The organism is Coleofasciculus sp. FACHB-1120 (assembly GCF_014698845.1).
GTDB lineage: Bacteria > Cyanobacteriota > Cyanobacteriia > Cyanobacteriales > FACHB-T130 > FACHB-T130.
The window spans coordinates 170,894-195,539 of record NZ_JACJTV010000009.1; the positions used below are offsets into that span (position 1 = coordinate 170,894).

Below are 24,646 nucleotides of genomic sequence, written 5' to 3' on the forward strand. Positions count from 1 at the left end.
CTAGCAAAAACCAAAGGAAAATTAGGCAACAAACAACCGGCAACCGGCACTGATGCCAAATATTTTTCCTTTTTGCTGAAAATGGTGCTTTCATCCTTTCAAACTCAGTCGTGCCAAAACGCCGAATTTCATCATGATGCCACCAGAAATTTTATTCACCTAATATTTCAGTGCCCCTTTCCACCCCTCTCCACGCCCAACCCTCACCGAAAAGCACAGAGGGGTTGGGCGTGAGGTGTTCTCACCATGAACAATTATCCGGGCTTGATAGGACTGCAAGCTGCGGCAGTTTAACAATTTAGCATTTAGCTAGAGGATCGATGTTGGACACTGGCAACGATTTGTTTTGACAACCGAATCAGCTGATAAGCACCGGATGCGCCTAAATTTTGGTATTGATTGGGCTGTAGTTTGGATTTCTCTAAATATTTAGGCTCGGTCAAAATCAGTACCGAAGGTGGCTTGGCCTGAGTCGCCGCGATCGCTTCAATATATTCCATTGCCGAGGCAACTTTGGCAAAGTAATTCACCGGGCGCTGCGTGTAAAATACGACACTCGGTTTTTTGAAACCAATCATCAATATGGCTTCCCCTGGCTGCTGGACTTGGGCGATTCGTGCCGATAATTCCCGCAGCGGCAACTGACGGGCTTGATCCATCATGAAGTAGGCAGGTGTGATCGTAAAGATGATAAAAGCCATAAATCCGATTAGATTCGGACTCCACAGCCAACGCCACCGCCGTCGTTTCAGCAGTAACAGCCCTGCCCAAATAGCGGTTGCCCCCCAGATGATGCCTCCCCGCACCGTCAAACCGGAGCGTTGAACCATTTGGCGCAGATCGGGCACAGCAGGGTCATACCCTAAGAAGTTTGGGCTGTATAGAATCGCACCTGCCAAAACTGATAAAAACACCACATTGACAACGCCACTCCAAAAGAAAGGACGGAGGAATGAGGACTGAGTGGGGAATTCTCCTTCTGGCTGGTTAACTGCTAATTCTTGAGTACTGACTTCTTCTTCCTCAGTCCTCAGTCCTTTCACCCCAGTCCTCAATTGATCGCTGAACAAAAGTGCCACCAGAATTCCTGCGGCTGGCATTAAAGGCAGCACATAGCTGGGGAGTTTTGTCACTGCAACGGTGAAGAAGCCAAAGATCCCGGCAAACCAAAACAGAGCAAATAAACCTAAATGAGTGGAACGGGGGGAGTCCCGCCATTTGCCACACTGCCAAAAGCGGAGACGGGCAATCGCGACCGGCAAATAAATCGACCAAGGCGCAAAACCCAGCAGCACCACTAGGAAGTAAAAATACCAGGGTGCCCAGTGGTGATTGACAACGCCTGTGAAGCGTTCCAAGTTGTGATAGCCAAAAAACTTATTAACGTAGTTTTCGCCGTTCCGTAAAATCACCAAAACATACCAAGGCACTGCCAAAACCAACACCAGTGCCAAGCCCCGAATCGGGAACATCTCCCGTAACACTTCCTGAGCCTTGCCCAGGTAAAGTAGAAAAGCCCCAATAATCAGAACGGGTAAGACAATGCCGACCGGCCCTTTTGTCAAAATCGCCAACGCAACTAGCACGTAGAAAGCGAGATACCAACGAGTTTGGAGCGCGGGTTGGTTGGTGTTGACATAGCCAAGAAAAAAAGAAAGTAGCGCACAACCCACGCAGCCGGTTAGCAGCATATCTGAGACGCCTGTGCGTCCCCAGACAATCATTTCTGGATTCAGCGCGATCGCAGCCGCACCCAGCAAAGCCGATAGCCACAACTGACGCCGCCGCGTCCCCTCCCTGGCTTGCCCCGTCACCGCACTAGGAGAAGGAAGCCCATAGTAGCGCAACGTATAGAAGCCTAATCCTGTCACCGCGATCGCAGACAGCGCCGAAGGCAATCGCACCGCCCATTCATTGACGCCAATCAGTTTATAAGCGATCGCCATCAGCCAGTAAACTAACGGCGGCTTATCAAAGCGCGTCTCTCCATTAAAATACGGTGTAATCCAATCTCCCGTCACCGTCATCTGGCGGGCAGCTTCAGCAAACAGCGGCTCAGTTTCATCAACCAGACCGATATTCCCTAAATTCCACACAAAAGCCACCAAGCAAACCACCAGCACCCACAGAATCGATAAACTCCAGGCAATGCTGGGATGCTTCTCCCAAGATTTCCACCAACTTCTAACCGTTCGATTAACCCTAAATTTCATGAACCCCCGAACCGTCCGTCAGTAATGGGCAACCTCAAAAGGCATTTTCCCAGACCTTAATCTAGCTGGAAATGCGACGCCAGCGCACCCATTGCAGGATGTCATCACTCCCGCCTACCCAGCAGCATTTCCTGACTCTGGCAAAACCTACGAGTTCCCTAAATTATTCGTGGTTGATGGGTAATGGGTAAGGAATCATGGGTGAATAGCACTGACACAAGAAGACGCAAGGAGCCGGGAAATCAATTTCGAGAGCGAGAAGCTAAAGTAAGCTAAAGCCTACTGCTAAGCCTTTGAACCCGTTTCAATGGGTTGCGATCTTTTCGCCCAAACTGCCCAAACTTTAGTTTAGGGCTGAAGTCAGCGGCCTTCAGTTATGGATAATTCGTCCGTAGAAGAGAAAAACAACTGACTGCTGACTGCTGACTCTGAACAAACCCTAAGACTGCAAAACCAGTTGCCATTCTGATACCTGAGCATTCCACACAGGCAGAGGCGTCTCACCCACAACATACGGCCCCCAATACCGGCGGGAACCATCTTGGGCAAATGCCACCAAAATATCCCCCTTTTTTAGCTGTACATCCCCTCCAGGCAGGGATAAAGTGACGCCTTGGCTGCCCCCTTCTCCTGGGGCAAAATCCCAGTGTGCTGGCTCCCCATAAGATGTCGTTGGTGGCTGATAAGTCAGCAACGCCAGCCGTAGCGGATATTCCGTTTGATTCGTCACCCGTAAAGACCCTTGACGAGTTGCAATTAGCGGTCTTGGTCGATCGTCTGTGGGTGACGCAACTGGTGTAGAATTGGGCAGTTTTCCCGCACCAGGAGTATTTTCCCGTAGTGAAGCGTTCGTTTTTGAGAGCAACGAGGCATTTAACTTGGCTGGATTGAGTTCCACCCGCTCCTGAAGCAGTCCCAGCCCTAACCCGATGAGTCCTAAAAGCACAGCAATTAGAACCCCAGGGTAAACCTTTAAAATCATAAGCTTTTGGATATTCTTTCAGGAGTTTACCTCCCTTAAGGGCGAAAAAGCCCAGCTAAAGACAGACTCTTCTGGTAAGCGATCGCGCCAATCACCATTTTTCATCTACGCCACAAAACGAGAATCTTTGGTGACGCTTCTAAGCACTCCGCAAACGATGTTTCCCACCCCTACAACACTTTTGAAAAAGCTGCCTTGAGCGGAATCTCAATCATAAACTCCGTCCCTTGTCCTGGCTCTGAAATACAGCTCAACTGCCCACCATGTTTATCTACAACAATCTGGTAGCTGATAGATAACCCTAGCCCCGTCCCCTTGCCTACCGGCTTCGTTGTAAAGAAGGATTCAAACAAACGTTGCCGCACTTTTTCCGGCATCCCTGGCCCATTGTCAGCAATCCGAATCGCTACTTTCTCACCATTGATTACTTCCGTGTGAATCCGAATCTTCGGTAAGGGATTATTCGCACTTTCGGAGCGATTATTTATCCCCCGTGCCCCCGTAATCATTAGCTCATCGATTGCATCAATTGCATTTGCCATAATATTCATAAAAACCTGATTGAGTTGTCCGGCATAACATTCCACTAAAGGCAACTCACCATACTCTTTCACTAGCTCAATTGCCGGACGCTCCGCGTTCGCTTTCAGACGATGCTGTAGAATCATCAACGTGCTGTCTAAACCAGCGTGAATGTCCGCAGGTTTTGCGGTTGTTTCGTCAATTCGCGAGAAATTGCGTAACGACTGCATGATCTCTCGAATTCGATCAGTTCCTACTTTCATCGAAGTGAGCAATTTAGGCAAATCTTCTATCAGATAATCTAGTTCGATTGTCTCAACTTCCTCTTCAATCTCGGCAGGCGCATTGGGAAAATGTTGCTGATAAAGATTAACTAAGTTGATTAAATCGTGTACATATCCAGAAGCATGATGCAGATTACCGGAAATAAACCCGACTGGATTATTGACTTCATGGGCTATCCCCGCAACCATTTGTCCTAAACTAGATATTTTTTCAGTTTGAACTAATTGAGTCTGAGTTTGTTGCAACTGGTGAAGAGCTTGTTCTAGTTCCTGAGTTTTTTGGGATAAAGCGCTATTCTTAATTTCCAGTTCGTGAGAGTAATTTTGCAGATTTTTGTAAAGTTGGGCATTCTCTATTGAAATGGCGACTTGGGATGTCAATACTTTTAGAACTTCTAGGCGTTCTGAGGTAAAAACTCCTTGAGTTAAGTCATTTTCTAAGTAAAAAATTCCCGTCAACTGTCTTTTGTGAAAAATAGGAAACCCTAAGATAGACTTAGGTTGGTTCTTCTGAATGTATGGATCATTAATAAAGAGTCCTTCTGTAGTTGCGGAGTCTAAAACTACTGTTTTTTTAGTTCTTTCGATGTAGTGAATCAGCGAAATCGGTAAATCATCACAACTTTCAAGGGGAATTGAGGGCAAAACCGAACAACTTTGTTTACCCAAAAGTTTTTTAGCAACTAGCAACCATTGATTTGATTCTTTTAACAGAAGAATCCCTTTTCGCGCCCCGGCAGTCTCAACCAAGATATGGATCAATTTTTCTAGCAATTGTTCGAGAACAATTTCTGATGAAATCGCTATCGATGCCTTTACAATTGCTGCCAAATCTAGTGCAGCAGAACCTGTTCCTGTTGTGGAGGTTGTCGTCAGAGTTCTCTCAATGCTAATCGTTTCTCTAACCAGGAGCCGGGAGAAAAACTCAGCATATCTTGATTCTAAATCTTTAGATTTTGCCGTTGCTCCCCACCGAATAAAGGTATAGTATGCTTCAGTTAAATAAAACTGAGCTAGCTTCTCTCTACCAAGCGAGAAATAAAACTCTGCCGTCAATTCATTAGCCAGTGCTTCTTCTTGGGTATATCCTTGCTGTTTGGCTCCTTTAATGCTGAGGTCATACAACTCCATCGCGCTAGAAGTTTGTTTTAATATCCGCGCCTTTTCTGCCTCCACTAGATCGTATTTATGCTGATAATTCATTGGCGCGTGGTACGCCCAGTGTTTCATATTTTCCTGGTTGGCATTTACTTTATCGAGGTATTGTTGTTTCTCGGTATCATTAACTTGGGGACAATGAGCTAAAAGAGCCAAAGAATGGTAGAAATTAAGTACAGCAACCTGCATAAAACCAAAAGCAGATCCAGCTTGCTCTGTGGCTAAAGCTGCGCTAGCGATCGCGCCCTCGTAATCTTTAAATTGATACAGAAGAATTGTCTTAGCAACATAGGCAACAAATAAGCCAGTGCCCCCTTTCGATTCAATTAACTGGGGCAAGGTTTCGGCTTCATTAAAACTTTCCCCGATCAATAGAAGTTTATCCGCAGCTTTACCTTGAAAATTTAATCCCAGTTGTCTCCAGATATTCGCAAAATGGATACCCGTTGGCAGGTTTATCTTTACAAGTACCTCAATGTAAGGGGCTTGTTGCTGCACGATAGAATCTAAGCGATCGCCCGTAAAATATAAGTATCCGCAAAAGTTAGCGCCACAATAACTCGCCCATTCAATATCTCCCGTTTCCAAGCCGCTTTGAAGCCCTTGTTGGAAGTAAACAACACTATTTTTAGCATGTTCTTTCCACGGTCTAATATTAGCGTTAAACAAGTTATAGACTTTCGCCTTGAGTTCTTTAGCATCAAATTGTTCTAGAAGCTTTAATGCCAATTTACCCGCATGATATCCAGCATCTATCTTTCCAAGCCCTGACAACAACAAGCCATAAAAACCATAAGCGAAAGCAGATAGCGCCGAATTACCATGTTCAATACAGAGATTAATCATAGTTAATATTATCTGCGGAAAAATCTCTGGCTTTGCCATGAAAACAGGCGCACAAATCGTTTTTAAAATTCGCAATCCCGCTAGTTTCTCCGGATCTGTCATTGCGGGGATCTTGTCTAAGTCTGCGACTCCGGGCAACTCAACAACCAAGCTCTCGTCGCTTGTTAACGTTACGAGAGTAATTCCCAGCCGTTCCAAAACTTGTAGCCCTGTATCGACGGCTTTAACCATCTGAAATTGACAGATATAAATCTGGATTTGTAGCTCGTTTACCTTTACTTCGTCGATTAAACTTGTAGCTTGTTCTAGGGCAACTTCAGCTAAAGTAGCCGCCTGCTCAAAGTTGATATTTAAGTATTCTGCTTCCGCCGACTCAAGATGAAGTGTGAGCGTTAAATCATAGTGGCTTTGCCAGCTATTTTCAGTAAGCAGTCTTAACCCTGCGGTTAAGTATCTAGCAGAAGCTTCATAAGCCGATGCTGCTTTGGCTTTTTTCCCAGCCATCAGATTGAGTTGGGCAAGTTCATCTTTGTCTGCTTGGTTAACAAGCAACTCCACCCCGATATTGAGCTGGTTGACAATATCAAAAACATTCTCTTCCAGCGCATATTTAGCTGTTTTATGTAACAACTGCTGACCAATTTTTAGGTGAGTTGATTTTTTCCGCTCTTCCGGAATCAAAGAATAAGCCGCCTGCTGCACCCGGTCGTGTAAAAATTTATAACTAATCCTGATATCTTCTATCAGGAAATCTCCTTTTTCTGATTGGTCAAAAAATAGAGGGATCTTATAAGTATTGCTCAAAGGTAAAACTAAACCAGCCTGAAGCGCCTCCCACAAATCGTCAGCAGTATTGATTAAAGATTGCTCATTGACAATGGATAGAGCCTCTAAGGTAAATTGGTTTCCAATGCAAGCAGCTAATTTTAGGACTTCCTGGGTTTTTTCCGACAATTTTTGAATATTTCTGGCAACCAGTTCGACGACGTTATAATCTGTAATTCCAATCTTTTGGATTTTCTCAAGATTCCAGAGCCAGCGACTTTCAACAAAGTCAAAGTGTAAAAAGCATTCAGAGTGAAGCGTCTGAAGTAGTTGTGTTAAAAAGAAGGGATTGCCTTGAGTTTTATGAAAAACAAGCTCAGAAACTTCCTTCGATCTTTCGGTTTCTTGAAGGGTATCAGCTACTAATTGATAGACATTTTCAATATCCAAAGGACGAAGAAGAATGTTATTGACAACTGCCTCTGTTTTTTTAAGTTCGTCTAAAGCCAGCATCAACGGATGAGTTTGACTAACTTCGTTATCTCGATAGGCTCCAATCATTAACAGATATTGACTGCCGGGTTCAGTCATCAGCAGTTGGATTAATTTTAAGGAAGCTGAATCTACCCACTGTAAGTCATCTAAGAAAATAACTAACGGATGTTCTGGCTTTGTAAAGACATGAATAAACTGTTGGAACACCCGGTTGAATCGATTTTGAGATTCACTGGGTTCTAGTTGCGGAACTTCTGGCTGAACTCCAGTAATTAGCTCGACTTCGGGTATAACATCAATAACGATCTTACCTTGCGCTCCCAAAGCATTTTCTATCTTTTCCTTCCAAAAAACTATCTGTTCCTGACTTTCCGTTAATAGTTGTCGGATTAATTCTTGCAAAGCTTGAATTAGAGCAGCATAAGGAATATTTCGCTTAAACTGGTCAAACTTACCCGCAATAAAATATCCATGCTGGCGCACAACGGGTTTATGAACTTCCTGAACTAAGCAAGATTTACCAATGCCTGAATAACCAGAAACTAGCATCATTTCAGTAGTTCCAGCACTGACTCGGTCAAAGGCATCCATTAGGGTGGTTACTTCAGTTTCACGACCATACAGTTTTTGGGGGATGAGCAATTGCCCAGATTTATCTCGCTGACCTGGAAGGAAATCTTCAATTTTGCCATTTCTTTGCAATTGAACGAGGCATTCCTCTAAATCTACCTTTAATCCTTGGGCACTTTGATATCGATCTTCAGCGTTTTTAGCTAATAATTTCATTACAATTGCTGAAATTGACGCCGGGATTTTTGGATTGAGCTGGTCGGGAGAAATGGGTTGTTTAGCAATGTGAAAATGAACGAGTTCCAGCGGGTCATTAGAAGAGAAAGGTAAATTTCCCGTCAGCATTTGATAAAAGGTGACGCCTAAGGAGTAAAAGTCGGTACGGTAGTCAATCGACCGATTCATTCTCCCTGTTTGTTCGGGCGACATATAGGCAAGGGTGCCTTCTAGTAAAGTGGGATTACCTTGTGTCTGAGTTTCTCTGGAAAGACGCGATGAAATGCTAAAATCTGTTATTTTAACTTGACGAGTTTTTGAATTTATCAGGATATTGTGGGGTTTAATATCTTTATGAATAATCTGTTTTTGATGCAGGGCAGTAAGGGTATCTGCTAGCTGAATGGCAATCAGAAGAAACTGGTTTAAATCAGTTTTGAGGGGAGAATTGATAACTTTTTCAAGAGATTCTCCGTCAAAATATTCTAATACCAGCGCTAGACCGTTGTTATAGTTTTCTAATGCCAATGATTTGACAACCCCTTCTATATCCAAAGGCAGTAAAATTTTATATTCATGTCTCAATCGAGAAATTTCTTCGAGAGTGGGATATTCGGCTTTCAGGGCTTTTACAATCACAGAGGTTAGTTCAGCCTCTCTAGTACCTTGATAAATAACCGTTTTGGCTCCTTCATGAAGGGGCAAAGGGGAAAGCTGATAACCCGTTAGGTTGATGCTCATTTTCGGAAGTTTGATAAGTATAGTATTGGTGTGTGATGTTGATAGATGCTAGGAGAGGAGACTTGCTTCAAGGAGTTTATCTAGGATAAGTTGTCGCGAAATTGACACAGATTGAATTGATACCTTTTTTTCTATAAACTCCGAATTCAAAAATTGAATTTCATAGAGGTATGGGACTTCTTGGATTTTGGTTGTTGCATTTTATAAATTCCTCACAATTAGAGAATAAATTTGGAGGAAGTGCAAACCTATGCTGGATATGTAAAATGTAGCGATCGCTACCCCATTGCCGCAACGCGATCGCTTCAGTCCTAAGTCGCCTCCTGATTACCGTTGCCAGGGCTATCTGTCTGCTGATTGGCATAGGAGAAGGCACGGGAACATCATCTCATCTGTATTGAGAATGGCCTTAGTTTTAAGAAAATCTTTGATTCTAAATAAATCTATATATTATAAACATAAATCTTTATTAAAACGGTAGCGATCGCGCTTAGCGCCTCCTTCGCCTTTATAAAACTCCCCAATCGAGGAAGTGGTAGGAGCATCAGATAATTAAAAAAGCTTTTGGAAAGCAGGATATTAGTTTGGAGTCAGCCTCTAACGATGCAAAGAACTCGTCTCAACAATCTCTTTGATGTTGTCAGCCAACAGCTGAGGCGATGGTTTCGCAATCCCTGGCGACGCATATCGCTGGTGGTGATGAGCCTATTAGTGGGCGTGTTTCTAGGAACCGCTATTCCCACAACAGCAGGACAAACCGCTAACTGGGATGTGATTGCCGCTGGATTTTTGATTTTCTTCACCGAAACCGTGAATCGGTTCGTTTACGGCAGAAACCGGCGAGTTGTGCCAACAGGTGAAGGTGTTCCCAACCGCTTATTAGTGACAGAAATGTTGAATGCCCTGAAAATCGGTCTGACTTACAGCTTATTTATTGAAGCCTTTAAACTTGGTTCGTGATGGACTCTCTTCGCCAAATTTTTAACGATTGGATCGCTAGAAAAACGCCGACTTCAGCACAGTTGGAACATTTGGCAGCACAGGCGCTAGCCGATGACTTACGGGCGAAAGCTTTTGGCATCACACCCGCCAATGTGGAGGAAGTCATCCGCAAGCGATCGCATTTGTTCCTCTTAATCTATCCCCATCTTTCCTCAGTTCTTAGCCCGCAGTTCCTAGTCCTCAGTTTAGAAACGCTCTGGAACCTCTGGCTTCCCCTAGCCACAAAACTAGCGCAAGAGCGGCAACAGTTAGGACGCCCCCTCATCCAGGGAATTTTAGGGGGACAGGGAACTGGCAAAACGACTCTGGGAGCCGTCCTTACCTTAATTCTCAAACACCTAGGGAACTCGACACTCAGCCTGTCTCTGGATGACCTCTACAAAACCTATCGCGATCGCCTCGCCCTAAGAAAGCAAGACCCCCGCTTAATCTGGCGCGGGCCACCTGGAACCCACGATATTCAGTTGGGTTTAGACGTTTTGGACTGTCTGCGTCAGCCATCTGGGCAACCGATCCCAGTCCCTCGCTTTGATAAATCTGTCTGGGAAGGTGCCGGTGATAGGACGCAGCCAGAAATTGTCCAAGACATCGATATCGTCTTGTTTGAAGGCTGGTTTGTCGGCGTCCGTCCCATTGACCCCGCTACCTTTGACAACGCGCCACCGCCGATTCTAACCGCCGCTGAGCGAACGTTTGCCCGTGACATGAATGCCCGATTGCAGGACTATGTACCTTTATGGGAACGGTTAGATCGGTTGATGTTGCTATATCCCGTTGATTATCGTCTGTCTGTGCAGTGGCGACGGCAGGCAGAACACGACATGATTGCCGCTGGTAAATCTGGCATGACCGATTCAGAAATTGATGAATTTGTCAAGTATTTCTGGAAATCGCTCCACCCAGAGTTATTTATCAAACCGCTGACGAGAAATCCCCGGACGGTAGACTTGGTGGTTGAGATTAATCCTGACCACTCTCCCGGTGACGTTTATCGACCGAGCGATCGCACCGATTAAAACCAATAGCAGCCTAACAAGTAAACTCGCGGCTACTTCTGAAAAAATGTGGAGCAAGTGCTAAAACTGGAGATTCACATGAACAATGGATTCGAGCGGATAGAAGCAGACAATGTTTTGTGTGTCAATACAAATACTCAGAGACTTTTAATTAATCACTCCACTTTCCAAGTGGGTGAATTCATCAACCAGATGCAGGCTCAGGTAGGAGTGAGAGGTGAGCAAATAAAGTGGTTTAGTGAGGGTATAAATTGCAAGGTTCTAAGACCCGGTGCTAATTGGAAACAAGGAAAGGTTAGAGTAACTCTAGAATTTTGGCCTGATGAGCCGGAATCACCGCTAGAGGATATTCGTCAGCAACTCAAAGAAGATGATAGCTAATGGCTAATCTTTCCCCTTGGACGCCTCTCCATGCCCAATTGCATCGAATTTTACGCGATCGCCATCTCTTACCGCGAAACCAGCCGCTATTAGTTGCCGTCTCCGGAGGACAAGATTCCCTCTGTTTAATCAAATTACTGCTGGATTTGCAGCCAAAGTGGGGATGGCATCTGGGAATTGCTCACTGCGATCATCGCTGGCGTTCGGATTCCCAAGCAAATGCTAACCATGTGGAACAGTTGGCGAGAACCTGGAAAGTCCCCTTTTACCTAGAAACCGCCCCAGAAATGCCATCTATCACCTCTGAGGCAGCGGCGCGACAGTGGCGTTATCAAGCCTTGAGTGCGATCGCCCAAAACAATAACTTCCCCTACATTGTCACAGGCCACACCGCGAGCGATCGCGCCGAAACCCTCCTCTATAACCTGATGCGGGGCAGTGGTGCCGATGGATTACAAGCCCTAACTTGGCAGCGTCCACTGACTTCAACACTGCATCCAACACTGCAACTGGTGCGCCCTCTTCTAGAAGTCACCAGGGCACAAACCGCTCAATTTTGCCAAGAATTTCAGATTCCCGTTTGGGAAGATTCCACCAATCAAGACTTCAAGTATGCCCGTAACCGCATCCGCCAAGAGTTACTACCGTACTTACAAACTCACTTTAACCCCCAAGTTGAGCAAGCACTGGCAAAGACGGCAGAACTTTTACGGGCAGATGTGCAATATCTCGAAGAAGCCGCCCAGAAGCTGCTGCAACAAGCCTTAGAAAACGAAGACTCGCCCTCGCCACTCAGCCCTCAGCATGGGCAGGGAGACGCCGCCTCTAAAGCACTCAGCATTGACCAGAGACTTGACAAAAGACTGAATCGCCTCGTATTGCGTCAAGCCCCTCTAGCCCTGCAACGTCGCGTCATGCGGCACTTCCTCGCCTCAGTTCTACCCATCGCCCCCAGCTTCGAGCAAATCGAAAAATTGACTGCCTTAATTACAGCCCCCAACCGCTCTCAAACCGATCCGTTTCCTGGGGGCGCGATCGCACAAGTAGACGGCGCTTGGATTTCAATTAAAAATTAAAAATGCAAAATTAAAAATTAAGACTCACTCATTTTTAATTTTTGATTTTTAATTTTCAATTCTCATGCCGCATTCAACTAACCAGTGGTCAAACTGAGGACAACTTGCCGCATCTCAGTAATCGATTGCAGCTGATAGTCACCCGTTTCCTGAACCTGAGCCAACGTCCCCACGATTGCCTCTAACCTCTGCCGCATCTCATTCAGGCGATCCTGCATTGGCTGTAGCGTTTCCTGATAGGTATTAACCTTGCCCACGAGTTCCGCTGCCGCCGCCCTCATTTCCTGCAATTTCTGCTCTAGCTGTTTGATCTGATTGCGCTCTTGCTCCTGTTCGCCAGCTTGATGGTCAATCATGCCTTGAGCTTGCTGAATGCTCATCCGTATCTGCTCAATCTGGCTTTCCAGCTTTTGCACTTCCTCTGCCTGTTGCTGTCGTTGTCCCTCCAACTGAGTCAGAACTGGACCCAAGTCAATCTTTTGATTGTCCTGCGCTTCATTGTCCGGAATTCCTTGGCGTCGCCGCAGTACCCGCGAGTGTTGATTTAAAACTTCTTCTCGCTCCCGCAGAGAGATGCGTTGACCCACCAGCGTTTCATCTAGCATTTGGTAGCAATCCTGCTCCTCTGCCAGCTCATTTTCCAAACTAAGGCGGTCGTACTCGCTAGCTTGCTCGATCTTCGCCTGCAATTCCTCAACCATCTGGCGCTGCAAGGTCAACTCTTCTTCCTGATCGTTGACAAAGCGGACCACTTTTTCTAAATCTTGCTGAAGATTTTGCACGGTTTCTTGCAACTCGCCGAGCGGCATTTTCTCCAGCGCTTCCAGATCGACCTTTTGGCTAATCTTGACACTCGTTGAAGTCGTTGCCAGACGGTGAAGTTGCTCGTACAACTCCTCCTGGTTTCGCAACTGGAGACTCTGCATCTGAGCGTAATCCTGCTTAATCTCTAGGGAATTCTGAAGCACCATCCGCTCTAAACGCACCTTTTCCAGAGCTTCTTGGGCTTGCTTTAATTCCTCAGTGCGCCTTTGCAGTTCCTGAGTTTGCTGGTCTACTTCCGCTTGCTTGTGTTGGGCAGTAGTGCGCTGTTGCTCCAGATTTTGCCAGTGCTGATCGAGGGTTTCCTGCTGGGCGTTGACAATTTCAAAAGCCAGATTCAGTTGTTCTCGCACGGCTTCAGTGGGAGCGATCGCCGAAGCTAAACGATCCAGCAATTCCCGAATCTTTTGACCTTGCTCCTCATCTAATACCGTTCCCTGCTGGAACTCCGCCTGTCGCTCCTCCAAGCGTCGCTGCTCGCCCCGCAAGTGTTCCCACGCGCCCTCCATCTCTATGCGGTTGCGATCGCACTCTTCCCGCAGCCGCTCAATTTCCTCCCGCGAACTGTCAATTTCTTGACGTTGCGCCTCCAACCGTTCCGATTCCTCCTCCAACTGTTGCAGTTGTTCCACCCGCGCTTCCATTTCCATCTCGCGCCGGTTCAACTCCTGACTCTGATAAGTCAGCGACTGCTTCCACTGTTCAATTTCTTCTTCCTGAGTTTTCGACTTCTCCAGTTGGCGAGAGAAATTTTGCAAAATATTCACCAACTGACGCCCCGCCTCGGTCGGCGGACGCTGCACTTGCCGATTTCCGCTTAGCTCAACCAGCACCAAGACGCCACCATTAAAGTTATTAGCTTCTTCTGGAGCGGAAATCACTTCCTCAGACACAGCACGCCAACTCTGGTCATTCTGCTGACAAGCCAGCAGTTTGAGTTCAGCCTTGCCACCACCAAAAACACCGCCACTCTTTTTTTGTACTTCTGCTAGATACAGCACGCTGATGGTCCTCTTGATGTATCTTGTGCCCGCTTGTTGACCGATCTCTGGTCCCACCAGAGCCATGCCGCCATTGTCGCCCAGGCTCATACCAGAACGATCCTAACCTGTTCCGACCTTGTTGTGGGAGTGCCCACCCACAAGGCACTTGCTCCCGTGTAATTCACACCCCGATCTAAAACGCGATCGCCCTTTGGTCAGTTTCCCCCTGAAGACTCCGTAATTTAGCCCGTGTTGGCAGCCACGTCAAGTCTTAACTTAAACTAAATATGTTTCAATTTCTTTCTTATTTAATATTTAACTTAAATCCCAGGCAACTCTTTCTCAAACAATTCACTCCAAGTTCCATTTCTAGTTAAACTCACCCCAGCGCAACCGGACACATCACTGGCAGGGGTTTGACTCCCACCAGCCAAGATTGCGCCTTCGCCAGAATCTCTTTCCCTGGTACTGTATTATCTGGCTCCATCCTTTACTCAAAGAAAAACGACCAAATTGTAAATATTTTTATAGCAGGCACCACGTAAAACTTGACAAATGCAACATTAACTCAGATTTAAACGGTTATTAGGAGCGCATTTTCATTACATGCAGGGAACGTTAAATGAAATTGATATACGCAGCATCCTGCAACTGATCGAATTGGGTCAGCGAACAGGTGAATTATTCGTGGAGGCATACAGCTCACCCGTTCAAGGAACGGGTGAGAATGTAGGGGCGCGACGTACCAGCATCCCCTACCGAGAAGCAAAACTCAAAGAACCCGGGCCGTTCTGGTTTGTCTTCTTCCTCAACGGACAAATCGCCTATGCTAGCGATGGCACCGGCAGTTTGTTGCGCCTGCGCGACTACCTACGCCGTTATCGAGCCGACACCACCCTCAACACCCTGGAAGTCCCATTAACCGATCCCATTAATGCTCCCGAATACGGCTACCTGTGGGCACTGCTAGAAAATCATATCTTGACCCCCGCTCAAGGGCGCAGCATCATCCGCAGTATGGTGCATGAAACCTTATTCGACCTCCTCAGCCTTCACCAAGGCTCCTTCATCTTCGACATTGGCCCAGCGCTAGCACCACAACTCACTACCCTAGAAATTGCCCCCCTCGTCGCCAAAATCATGAAGCAGGTGCAGGAGTGGAAACAATTTCATCCCCTCATTCAATCTCCTAATCACTGTCCAGTAATTGCCGATGCCGTTTCTTTACGCGCTGCCTTGCCAGAAAATGCTTTTAAAACCCTAGACCGCCAACTAGATGGAAAAACCTCCCTGCGGCAGCTAGCCCGATATCTAAATCGTGATGTTTTAACCGTGGCACGAGCAATTTATCCCTATGTACAACACGGCTGGGTGCAACTCCAAACGCTTGCCAGTGACGAAACAGCCGCTAGTCGCCGCGTTGGCATCAGCATGGAATCCAGTTCCACCCAAGCCACAAAAATTCCTCGCGTTGTTTGTATTGATGATGACGTTGCCATCGGTAAAACCGTTGAATATATCCTAAAGCCACAAGGTTATGAGGCAACCGCGATTAGCAATCCGCTTAAAGCACTCAGTCTCGTCTTCCAACTCAAACCCGACTTGATTCTTTGTGATATTGCAATGCCCGACCTCGAAGGCTATGAGCTTTGTGCCATGCTCCGGAAATCAACCGCTTTTCGGCAAACCCCCATCATCATGCTGACCGGCAAAGATGGATTTATCGACCGGGTCAGAGCCAGGATGGTAGGCGCAACCGACTATCTAACCAAGCCTTTTGGCGAAAGTGAGTTATTAATGCTACTAGAGAGATATATTGGCCCTGGTGAAAAGGAAGCAGCAACATCCGAACCTTTAGACGCTACAGAATTAAATCGAGAGATAGAAGAAACCGATGTACGAGTCGGGTAAAATTGCCCCACCAATGAGGGGGGGCTTCATTCAATGATGAAATTAGGAATAGACTATGGACTAGGGACTATTAACGACGGACGACCGACTACAGACACGAAACAAGTCGTGGAGGCAATCTTTACCAGCGACTCTCCGAAACAGGGGAGATATCTCGTAAACAGCCCCCGTACAACGAGTCTAAAGTTAGATGGGATACTTAAGTCATGACATGGTTGAGGGGTGAACCAATCGTGGCTTACGAGCGTTCATGTTTGAACCGGCAGACAGGTAGGTAGGGAGTTATGAGTGTAGTTCTGGTTGTAGAAGACAGTCCCGCGCAACGGGCAATGATCTCAGACCTCCTCAAGGGAAGTGGGTTAACCGTAACCATTGCCACTGATGGCGTCGAAGCCTTGGAACAAATTCTCAAGTCTTGCCCCGACTTAGTGGTGTTGGATATCGTCATGCCCCGAATGAACGGTTATGAGGTATGTCGTCGGCTCAAAGCCGACCCGAAAACCCAAAATGTGCCTGTGGTAATGTGTTCATCGAAAGGAGAAGAATTTGACCGCTATTGGGGGATGAAACAAGGTGCAGACGCTTACATAGCCAAACCCTTTCAGCCAACCGAGCTAATTGGGACGGTCAAACAGCTGCTACGAGGCTAAAAAGCCATTAGCCATTAGCCCAAAACTACTGACCTCCAAAGTTCTAGTAGCTTTTAGGTTCCGAAAAGTAACGAAAGCTAACAGCTAACAGTTAACAGCTAAGGAGATAGAATGGTCGGCAATCCGGACTTTTTAACAGGCAGCAGTCAAGATCACTCACCCGGATTTCAGGAACTGGAGAGTCCTGAAGGTGAATTACACCTGCGTTTTTACGTTCCATCCGGTAACGAATTTGCTCTGGGAGCCAGTGGAATCCGTGAAGTGGTTTCTCCATCACCAGACAGGATTACTCCAATTCCCAACGCTTCTCCCCTACTTTTGGGAACGTTGAACTGGCGTGGGCAAGTGATTTGGGTAGCAGACCTTGGGCAGTTTTTAGGGGATTCAGCTGCCCTGAATACAGACAAACCTGAGATTCCAGTGATTGCTGTTGAAGACCAGGACACCATGTTAGGCTTAGCCGTTGACCGCATTGTCGGCATGGACTGGCTCGATATCGATCAGGTACAGATGCTCACGAATGTTCCAGACAGTATGGCACCTTTTCTGAAAGGTGAGTGGTTGTTAGACCAAGAGAAAAATCAGTTTCTCCGACTATTAGACCAAGTCGCAATTGTTCGCTCAGCGCGATGGGCAGCATGAAATCAATTAAAAATTAAAAAGTAAAAAGGCAAAATCAATTTTTAATTTTTAATTTTTAATTTTTACTTGTTTTGGGGGAGGCAAATGAAATCAAGTACGGATTACACACAAGAATATCAACACGCATTTTCGGCCTACACGCTGGGCAACTACGAAGAGGCGGCTGCCATCATCGATCGGTTAGTGGAAAATTTTCCCGATGACCCGAATGCTCGTATTCTACGGGGTCATATTTACTGTTATGGATTACAGCAATACGCGATCGCGCGAGAACAATACGAGTTGGTGCCTCAGCTCACCGACGACCAAGAGTTTATCGATTGTGCCCACAACGGCATAGAATACGCCCTCTCTTGCCAAAACTACTCCGAATCGGGTGATGCAACTCCCGATCCCGTCGATGGCTTGGAAAACCCAGAGGGATTGTCACTCAACAATGATGATTTTGCGATTCAAGAAGCCAACGCAGTATGGCCATCCTTGGAAGAACCAGAGATGGCAACCCAAGACATCGCTTCTCTAGATGATTTTGACTCTGGAGATTTTCAGGACATAGACGCTTACTCAGCGGCGAATCCGTTTGTCAATTCGGACTATACAGATAGTTCAACAGCACAAACGCCAGAAGCCTATCACGATCCCTTTGCACAATCATGGTCGCCCAGCCCTCTAGAGGATGAGATTGGAGCGCCCGTAAGCAATACAGATTTTGATGCGGAGGCATTTCCGCTTGACGCCTTTACTGACTTTGAGCAGACGGGGAATAGTGATTTTCAAATGCCGTCGGACAACTTCGAGAGTGACAATTCGACATTTGAAATTCCCAATTCTTCCGACACCTTAGCAGAACCCAATTTCAATTATTTCCCTCTGGAAGACGAAACCCTGTTAATGAGGTCGGGAGAGCTGGACGCCAGAAGACTAGAGGAGGAAAGCCCCGGATATGACAGCCAGGATTCCTTAGGCGATACCGAACCTTATACCAGTAGCAACGATCCCACCCGATCCCGTCACCGCTCGTTTGAGACTCATCCCTACGAAGACGATGCGACTTATGTCGCCCACTCCGATCAAAACGGGAATACACGAGAAGACCAATTTGATTTTGAAGCCTTTGATGACGCCATTGGCTATGACTCATTTTCCTCAGAAAATCAACAGCGAAACCGGCTCAATGAAACTAGCAGCGACTTCTTAGATGAATTTGGTGACTTTGGAGACGATTTAGGGAGCATTCCAGATTTCGATCTGTCCCCCTCGGAAGGAAATAGCCAAGGATTCTCTTCGGGAATTTCCGGCTTGGGGGCATCTTCAAGACGGGCAAATGGCGATTCCAAGCGGAGAGTAGAGACGCGAACTTTCGCAGAATCCTCCGGAAGTTCAAGCTTGGGCGTTCACGATGATGAATTCAGCATTACCGGAACTTCCGAACAAAGCCCCGGAACGATTTCCTTTACTCCAGAAGGCTCGAAAGCAGAGCCAAATGTCACCATTGAACAAGGTCCTTTTGCTGCTTTTGAAAATGCCCCTCTGAGTAAAAAGCCGCTAATCGCTGCCGCTGCTGCCGGAATTGTCTCCGCAGTGGTCGTCGCACTCGTCAGCTTTATCTCCGCGAGTGCTGCCCCCCAAGACAGCAAAACCTCTACAATTTCCCACCTCCGCAACACCAGTTGGGTCATGAGTCTGGCCGCAGGTGCTGCTACCTTTGGAACTACCCTGGCTTTAGGGCGAATCACGACTCGGCAAATCAAAAAAACTACCGAAGACCTCCATTCCCAGTTTGATTCGGTCTCTGGCGGCAACTTTAATGCCCAGGCAACCGTGTACTCAGAAGACGAATTCGGTGCCCTGGCAGCTGGGTTCAACCAAATGGCTCGCGTCATCCTGACAACTACATCTGAAGCTCAACGCAAAGCTGAAGAGCAAGAACAAGCGAAAGAAGACCTGCAACGTCAAGTGATTCGATTGCTGGATGATGTGGAAGGTGCCGCTCGTGGGGATTTGACCGTGCAGGCAGAAGTGACCGCAGACGTTTTGGGAGCCGTTGCCGACTCCTTCAACCTGACCATTCAAAACTTGCGAGAAATTGTTCAGCAGGTGAAGATGGCGGCTCGACAAGTCAGTAAAGGGGCGACTGACAGTGAAGTATTTGCTCGCGGTTTGTCTTCCGACGCCCTGCGACAGGCAGAAGAGCTGGCGGTGACTCTCAACTCGGTTCAGGTGATGACAGGCTCGATTCAGCGGGTTGCTGAAAATGCCAGAGAAGCAGAAGAAGTTGCTCGCGCCGCCTCTGCCACAGCCCTGAAAGGCGGTGAATCCGTAGAACGAACAGTGGCAGGAATTCTGCAAATTCGCGAAACCGTCGCAGAAACAACTCGAAAAGTCAAACGTCTTGCTGAATCTTCCCAAGAAATTTCTAAGATTGTCGCGTTGATTTCAGGGATCGCTTCCCGAACCAACCTCCTAGCACTCAATGCCAGTATTGAAGCAGCACGCGCCGGTGAGGCGGGTCGGGGCTTTGCTGTGGTGGCAGATGAAGTGCGACAACTCGCAGACCGAGCCGCGAAAGCTCTCAAGGAAATTGAACAGATTGTGCTGCAAATCCAGAGCGAAACGGGTTCGGTGATGATGGCAATGGAGGAAGGCACCCAACAGGTGATTGATGGAACGAAACGGGCAGAACAGGCAAAGCGGAGTTTGGAAGACATCATTCAGGTGTCAAATCGGATCGATGCCCTGGTTCGCTCGATTACTGCTGACACGGTGGAACAGACAGAAACGTCTTCTGCTGTTGCCCAAGTAATGCAATCGGTGGAACTGACCGCACAAGAGACCTCTCAGGAAGCGCAACGGGTGTCAACTGCGCTGCAAAACTTGGTTGGCGTAGCACGAGACCTGCTAACTTCAGTTGAACGCTTCCGCATTGAAGCGACTGAAGGGAAATAAACTCAGGAGTCAGCAAGTGTAGGGCAAAAACAACTGAAGATTGCCCTAGAAACGAGATTCATCGGGTTTCTGCAAATCGGGCAAAAATCAATGATGTCGATTCCGAGTAGATTGGGTACATTAAAGCAATCTAGTGGAGAAAAATTCTTCTTTCTCCAACTCAGCACTCCCTACGCGAAGCCGCCGTATGGGCGTCAATAGCACTCAGCACTCTCGAAGGATACTGCTATGCAGCCGGAGCAACAACAGCGAATCATGGGCTACTTCATTGAGGAGGCGAAAGACCACCTCAATACCATTGAACAGGGATTGGTAAATCTGCAAAGCACGATTGAAGATTCTGAAATGGTGAATGAAGTTTTCCGCGCCGCCCATTCGGTCAAAGGCGGCGCGGCAATGTTGGGAATCATCAGTATTCAGAGAACCTCCCACCGCTTAGAAGACTGCTTCAAAGTCCTCAAAGAGTGTCCGGTGAAGATTGACCAAAAGCTGGAGTCTCTGTTTTTGAAGGTTTCCGATACGCTCAAGGAACTGATAGAGCAACTCAGCGGTCCGTTTGGTCTGACCGAGGAAATTGCTAACGGTATCATGTCAGGCGTTGAGCCGGTATTTGAGGAACTGAACCAGCACATGGAGTTCCTGGTGAATGGGACTAGCGGGAATGTCTCCTTAGAGGCGGCTAGCAGCGCTCAAGCGGCAGGGGCGGCAACAGCGGCAAGCGGCAACTACCTTCGAGATGGGCAAGCGCAAAAACGATTCCAAAGCGAGGTACTCAACCAGCTGCGCGAAATGTTGCAGCTATTTAAACAACCCGACCAGCCCAGGTGCAGACAACAGCTTCAGGAAATCTGCAACTCCTTACAACGGATGGGCGAAGAATATGAATGTCCGAAGTGGTCGGAACTAATTCAGGCTTCGGCAAGCGCGATCGCAAATCCAGAAAATCCCTATCGCACTCTAGCTACCGTCGTTATTAAAGAAATTAAACAAGCCCAAGAACTGGTGCTAGCGGGTCGCGCCAGCTCAATTGAGCCGAGTTCTCAACTTACTTCCCTCATACCATCTGCCGCCACTCCACCACTGTTGGCAGAACTGGATGCTGAAGCATCGCTAATCTATTCAGCCCAAGAGCTAGCTGGGGCAACTACTGCGGTTGTACAGACCCGAAATCTTGCGTCTGTACAACCGCAGCATTCCATGACCCCGGCAGAAGCCGGAAATTCCCGTCAAAGCCGACCCAAAGCAACCGACCGTTTTAACTACTCAGAGACGTTTATTCAAGAAGAACGGTTTGCGGCTACTGAATCGGGGGCTGGCTTGAAGGAATCCTCTCTCACGTCCGCGAATTCAGATACGACGTTCTCCAGTCAATCGAGTATCAAATCAGGCCGGGGTAAGGACTCTGCTAATCATCCTGCCGATCCCAACGGACCGGAAGTTGGCATGGCAGAACTCAACAGCCTTGCTGACTTGTTTGAAGGGGAAGCCCCGGATCTGGATGAAACCTGGCAAGAAGAACAAGTCATTGGCGATGGGTCAGAGAATATGACCACAGAGCGTCAGGAATGGTTGAATCTTGAACAAGAAAACGACTTTTCTGACTTGCTGGGGGGTGATACAGATGGGTTAGGAACCTCTGCCACGCCAGCAACTGATGGAGATGATTTAACTTTATTTGGATTTGGAGAAGACTTAGTAGAGGAAGGCGAAACACCTTCGGCGGGAAGCGAACAAGAAGATGTCGCACAATTGTTCGCAGGTAGCGTGTCAGAAGGAAATGGAGCGGAAGATGATTTTGCTGACCTGCTGTTTGAGGTAGATACCCCAAGCGCAGCTTTAGAAGCAACCCAATCAGAAAATTTAGCCAATCTCTGGAGTGACAGTTTCCTAGAGGATGAAGGCTTTGAGCAACAGGAGATTACCAATCCTCTCAACGAGGCGCTAGCGACTGCTACAGACGAAGATTTATTAGACATTCTCACCTCTGAAAATGTGGACTTGGCTCTCTTGGTGACAGAATCAGAAGCGTTAGAGTCCGAAGAAGAGCTGTTCGGTGCGGCGGGTGTAGAGGCTCCCGAAAATAACTCGATTTTCGAGGCAGGGGCGACAAATCAGGAGTCGTCAGACTGGGAATTGATGACAACCAGCACGCTGTTTGGCGAAGCAGCCGAGAACGGCAACCAGGAAGTTCCAGAAGAGTTAGAAACTCCATTGATCATGTCTACAGAAGGATCGGACTGGGCTGCGGATTGGTCGAACGAAGATTTGCAGGTACTCGATAGTGTTTCTGCGACCGAGCCAATCGCCCCTACTGGTAAAGATTTGCCAGATTTTGGTTTTGAGGATGAGCAGAGTACGAGTACAGCTTTAACAGGCGATTTGGAGATGAGTGGCCTGTTGGAAGATGAAGTTGATTTAACGGCGGCGGGTTGGGAAGAAGAACCAGACTTTAGCAACTTGGAGCTGTTTGAAACCCCAGAAGCCAGACCAGATACGGACGATGTTCTTGATGAACTGATGTTGGATGACAATACCGATCTGTGGCTTGAGGAACCGATGCCGAGAAACGAGGCAAACGACCTGCTGGACTTGAGCGCAGCGGTAGGAAATCCTTTTGAGTTGGAGGCGATCGCACCCGAAATCGAAGCGGATGCCGTAGGAGATGTTAACCTCGACTTTAATTGGCCTGCCATGCCAGGTGTGGAAGATATCGATGCCAGTACAAGCAGCGTTGATGGAGCTTTCCTAGAGGATTGGTCAGCCGCAGACTTGGCATGGGACGAGACAATCGAACCCGCTGGCTTCTCAGAGTTAACAGCACCTCAGATGCCAGGAACGGCACGAGAAGAAGTAGAAGATTGGGAAAACCAGCTCGATTTCAATGAAACGCTGGTTGAAGAGCCATTCTCAGCTTTAGACGAGCTAGATATTCCCAGCAATTGGGCGTCTCCAGACGCATTTGCACTGGATACAAGCACTTCCGAAGCAGGGAACGAAGAGGCTCTGGACTTGTTAGAGTTACACTCCCCACAACAAACCAGTTCCTTTAGCCTGGATTGGGAAAGCGAAGCGGAAAGCAATGGTAGCGAGATCGAGAACGTAACGCGACAAGAAGAGGCGGATGCGATCGCAGATGTGGATCTGGATGCGATCGCGCTAAACTCCGTTCCTAATCTTACTGAAACTGATTCGGTAGATAGGTTAGACGATTTCTTTGGGTCGCCAACATCAGAGATAGAAACACCAGAATTCGCCTCTCTAGATGAATCTCTTGACGTGAACGGGGAAAACCATGAAGCACCCCAACTTGACGCATTAGATAACTTCTTTGAGCCAGAACCAGAAGCAACTGCAACGACACAATGGGATAGTTCTCTGGACTTTGCCAGCATGAACCTATCCGATGGAAATACAGATGCTTTTGATGCTATCTCAGCAGAGCCGTTACCTAGTCTGTTTGATACGAGCCAGGAAGAGTCGCTCATTTCGGTAGACTCCTCTGATGATTTCTTCGCTACAACCGATGCGTTTTTAGAACTGCCATCAGAGGCAACATCTCAAGGATCTCTGGATGCCGCAGAAAATCTAGAAACAATGTTCGGTGACGAACCATTTTCCAGTAACGAGGCGCTGGATTTGAATGAAGAAAATCTGTTAGCTAGCGAATTCGGCGCTGACTGGGGAATCGGCTCGGCGGTGCCTGTCGAGGCAGCTTTCGAGCTTGATGAGGATCTCTTAGATTCCTCGTTGTCTGCGGAAGCACCAGAGAATCTGGAAGCGATGCTTGGGGAAGAAGCACCCACATCTACTCCAGAAACGCTGGAATTAGCAGATTCCGACCTATTTAACAGCGGCACAGACGATGCTGCGTGGGGAATCGACTTAGCGGCGATGCCGGTGGAGACAGAGAATCTGGAAGCGATGTTTGGGGAAGAAGCACCCGCATCTACTCCAGAAACACTGGCATTAGCAGATTCCGAAGAGGTTCTGGAATTAGCAGATTCCGACCTATTTAGCAGCGGCACAGACGATGCGGAGTGGGGAATCGACTTGGCGGCGATGCCAGTGGAGACAGAGAATCTGGAAGCGATGTTTGGGGAAGAAGAATCACCCACTCCAGAAACGCTGGAATTAGCAGATTCCGACTTATTTGGCAGCGACACGGAGAATGCGGAGTGGGGAATTGACTTGGCCGCGATGCCGGTGGAGACAGAGAATCTGGAAGCGATGTTTGGGGAAGAAGAATCACCCACTCCAGAAACACTGGCATTAGCAGATTCCGAAGAGGTTCTGGAATTAGCAGATTCCGACCTATTTAGCAGCGACACGGAGAATGCGGAGTGGGGAATTGACTTGGCGGCGATGCCAGTGGAGACAGAGAATCTGGAAGCGATGTTTGGGGAAGAAGAATCACCCACTCCAGAA

At 47.5% G+C, this 24,646-nt stretch carries 13 protein-coding genes; 9 read left to right on the forward strand and 4 right to left on the reverse strand.

The window, feature by feature from the left end; genetic code table 11:
• Positions 1 to 305: 305 nt before the first annotated feature.
• From H6H02_RS11435 to H6H02_RS11445, 3 genes are all read right to left on the reverse strand, one after another.
• Positions 306 to 2,213 (reverse strand): glycosyltransferase family 39 protein, encoded by a 1,908-nt coding sequence (locus tag H6H02_RS11435; RefSeq protein WP_190817650.1) that lies wholly within the window; start codon positions 2,211 to 2,213, stop codon positions 306 to 308.
• 439 nt (positions 2,214 to 2,652) lie between these two features.
• Positions 2,653 to 3,195 carry a hypothetical protein gene (locus tag H6H02_RS11440; protein WP_190817652.1) on the reverse strand — a complete coding sequence of 181 codons (543 nt, stop codon included), beginning with the start codon at positions 3,193 to 3,195 and terminating at the stop codon, positions 2,653 to 2,655.
• Between the two features lie 170 nt (positions 3,196 to 3,365).
• Entirely contained in the window at positions 3,366 to 8,792 is a 5,427-nt protein-coding gene (locus tag H6H02_RS11445; RefSeq protein ID WP_190817654.1) for an ATP-binding sensor histidine kinase, read from the reverse strand.
• Positions 8,793 to 9,395: 603 nt separating this feature from the next.
• Between H6H02_RS11445 and H6H02_RS11450 the strand changes: the two genes are divergently transcribed.
• The 4 genes from H6H02_RS11450 to tilS all read left to right on the forward strand — a co-directional run bounded on the left by H6H02_RS11450 (position 9,396) and on the right by tilS (position 12,267).
• A complete protein-coding gene (locus tag H6H02_RS11450) occupies positions 9,396 to 9,752 on the forward strand; it encodes a DUF565 domain-containing protein (RefSeq protein WP_190414525.1) in 357 nt (118 codons plus the stop codon).
• Positions 9,752 to 10,810 (forward strand): glycerate kinase, encoded by a 1,059-nt coding sequence (locus H6H02_RS11455; RefSeq protein ID WP_190817656.1) that lies wholly within the window; start codon positions 9,752 to 9,754, stop codon positions 10,808 to 10,810. Before H6H02_RS11450 ends, H6H02_RS11455 begins: the two co-directional genes overlap by 1 nt.
• A 78-nt stretch (positions 10,811 to 10,888) precedes the next feature.
• Positions 10,889 to 11,191 (forward strand): KGK domain-containing protein, encoded by a 303-nt coding sequence (locus tag H6H02_RS11460; protein WP_190817658.1) that lies wholly within the window; start codon positions 10,889 to 10,891, stop codon positions 11,189 to 11,191.
• Entirely contained in the window at positions 11,191 to 12,267 is a 1,077-nt protein-coding gene (tilS, locus tag H6H02_RS11465) for a tRNA lysidine(34) synthetase TilS (RefSeq protein WP_190817660.1), read from the forward strand. Before H6H02_RS11460 ends, tilS begins: the two co-directional genes overlap by 1 nt.
• A 77-nt stretch (positions 12,268 to 12,344) precedes the next feature.
• Here tilS and hmpF read toward each other — a convergent pair whose 3' ends face one another.
• Positions 12,345 to 14,180, reverse strand: coding sequence for a pilus motility taxis protein HmpF (gene hmpF, locus H6H02_RS11470; protein ID WP_242040668.1), 1,836 nt, complete (start codon positions 14,178 to 14,180; stop codon positions 12,345 to 12,347).
• A 498-nt stretch (positions 14,181 to 14,678) separates the two neighbouring features.
• On the opposite strand from hmpF, the gene H6H02_RS11475 reads away from it, so the two are divergent.
• The 5 genes from H6H02_RS11475 to H6H02_RS11495 all read left to right on the forward strand — a co-directional run.
• Positions 14,679 to 15,983, forward strand: a complete 1,305-nt coding sequence (locus tag H6H02_RS11475; protein WP_190817662.1) for a response regulator — start codon at positions 14,679 to 14,681, stop codon at positions 15,981 to 15,983.
• 284 nt (positions 15,984 to 16,267) lie between these two features.
• Complete coding sequence (locus H6H02_RS11480) at positions 16,268 to 16,633, forward strand: response regulator (RefSeq protein WP_190414517.1); 366 nt, start codon at positions 16,268 to 16,270, stop codon at positions 16,631 to 16,633.
• Between the two features lie 111 nt (positions 16,634 to 16,744).
• Positions 16,745 to 17,275 (forward strand): chemotaxis protein CheW, encoded by a 531-nt coding sequence (locus H6H02_RS11485; protein ID WP_190817664.1) that lies wholly within the window; start codon positions 16,745 to 16,747, stop codon positions 17,273 to 17,275.
• An 84-nt stretch (positions 17,276 to 17,359) separates the two neighbouring features.
• Positions 17,360 to 20,221, forward strand: a complete 2,862-nt coding sequence (locus H6H02_RS11490) for a methyl-accepting chemotaxis protein (protein WP_190817666.1) — start codon at positions 17,360 to 17,362, stop codon at positions 20,219 to 20,221.
• A 228-nt stretch (positions 20,222 to 20,449) separates the two neighbouring features.
• A partial coding sequence (locus H6H02_RS11495; protein ID WP_190817668.1) for an Hpt domain-containing protein occupies positions 20,450 to 24,646 on the forward strand: 4,197 nt, incomplete at its 3' end.

Coding starts and splice junctions, on each gene's coding strand:
- H6H02_RS11435 (WP_190817650.1), bottom strand. CDS start 2,213: ATGAAATTTAGGGTTAATCGAACGGTTAGAAGTTGGTGGAAATCTTGG.
- H6H02_RS11440 (WP_190817652.1), bottom strand. CDS start 3,195: ATGATTTTAAAGGTTTACCCTGGGGTTCTAATTGCTGTGCTTTTAGGA.
- H6H02_RS11445 (WP_190817654.1), bottom strand. CDS start 8,792: ATGAGCATCAACCTAACGGGTTATCAGCTTTCCCCTTTGCCCCTTCAT.
- H6H02_RS11450 (WP_190414525.1), top strand. CDS start 9,396: ATGCAAAGAACTCGTCTCAACAATCTCTTTGATGTTGTCAGCCAACAG.
- H6H02_RS11455 (WP_190817656.1), top strand. CDS start 9,752: ATGGACTCTCTTCGCCAAATTTTTAACGATTGGATCGCTAGAAAAACG.
- H6H02_RS11460 (WP_190817658.1), top strand. CDS start 10,889: ATGAACAATGGATTCGAGCGGATAGAAGCAGACAATGTTTTGTGTGTC.
- tilS (WP_190817660.1), top strand. CDS start 11,191: ATGGCTAATCTTTCCCCTTGGACGCCTCTCCATGCCCAATTGCATCGA.
- hmpF (WP_242040668.1), bottom strand. CDS start 14,180: ATGAGCCTGGGCGACAATGGCGGCATGGCTCTGGTGGGACCAGAGATC.
- H6H02_RS11475 (WP_190817662.1), top strand. CDS start 14,679: ATGCAGGGAACGTTAAATGAAATTGATATACGCAGCATCCTGCAACTG.
- H6H02_RS11480 (WP_190414517.1), top strand. CDS start 16,268: ATGAGTGTAGTTCTGGTTGTAGAAGACAGTCCCGCGCAACGGGCAATG.
- H6H02_RS11485 (WP_190817664.1), top strand. CDS start 16,745: ATGGTCGGCAATCCGGACTTTTTAACAGGCAGCAGTCAAGATCACTCA.
- H6H02_RS11490 (WP_190817666.1), top strand. CDS start 17,360: ATGAAATCAAGTACGGATTACACACAAGAATATCAACACGCATTTTCG.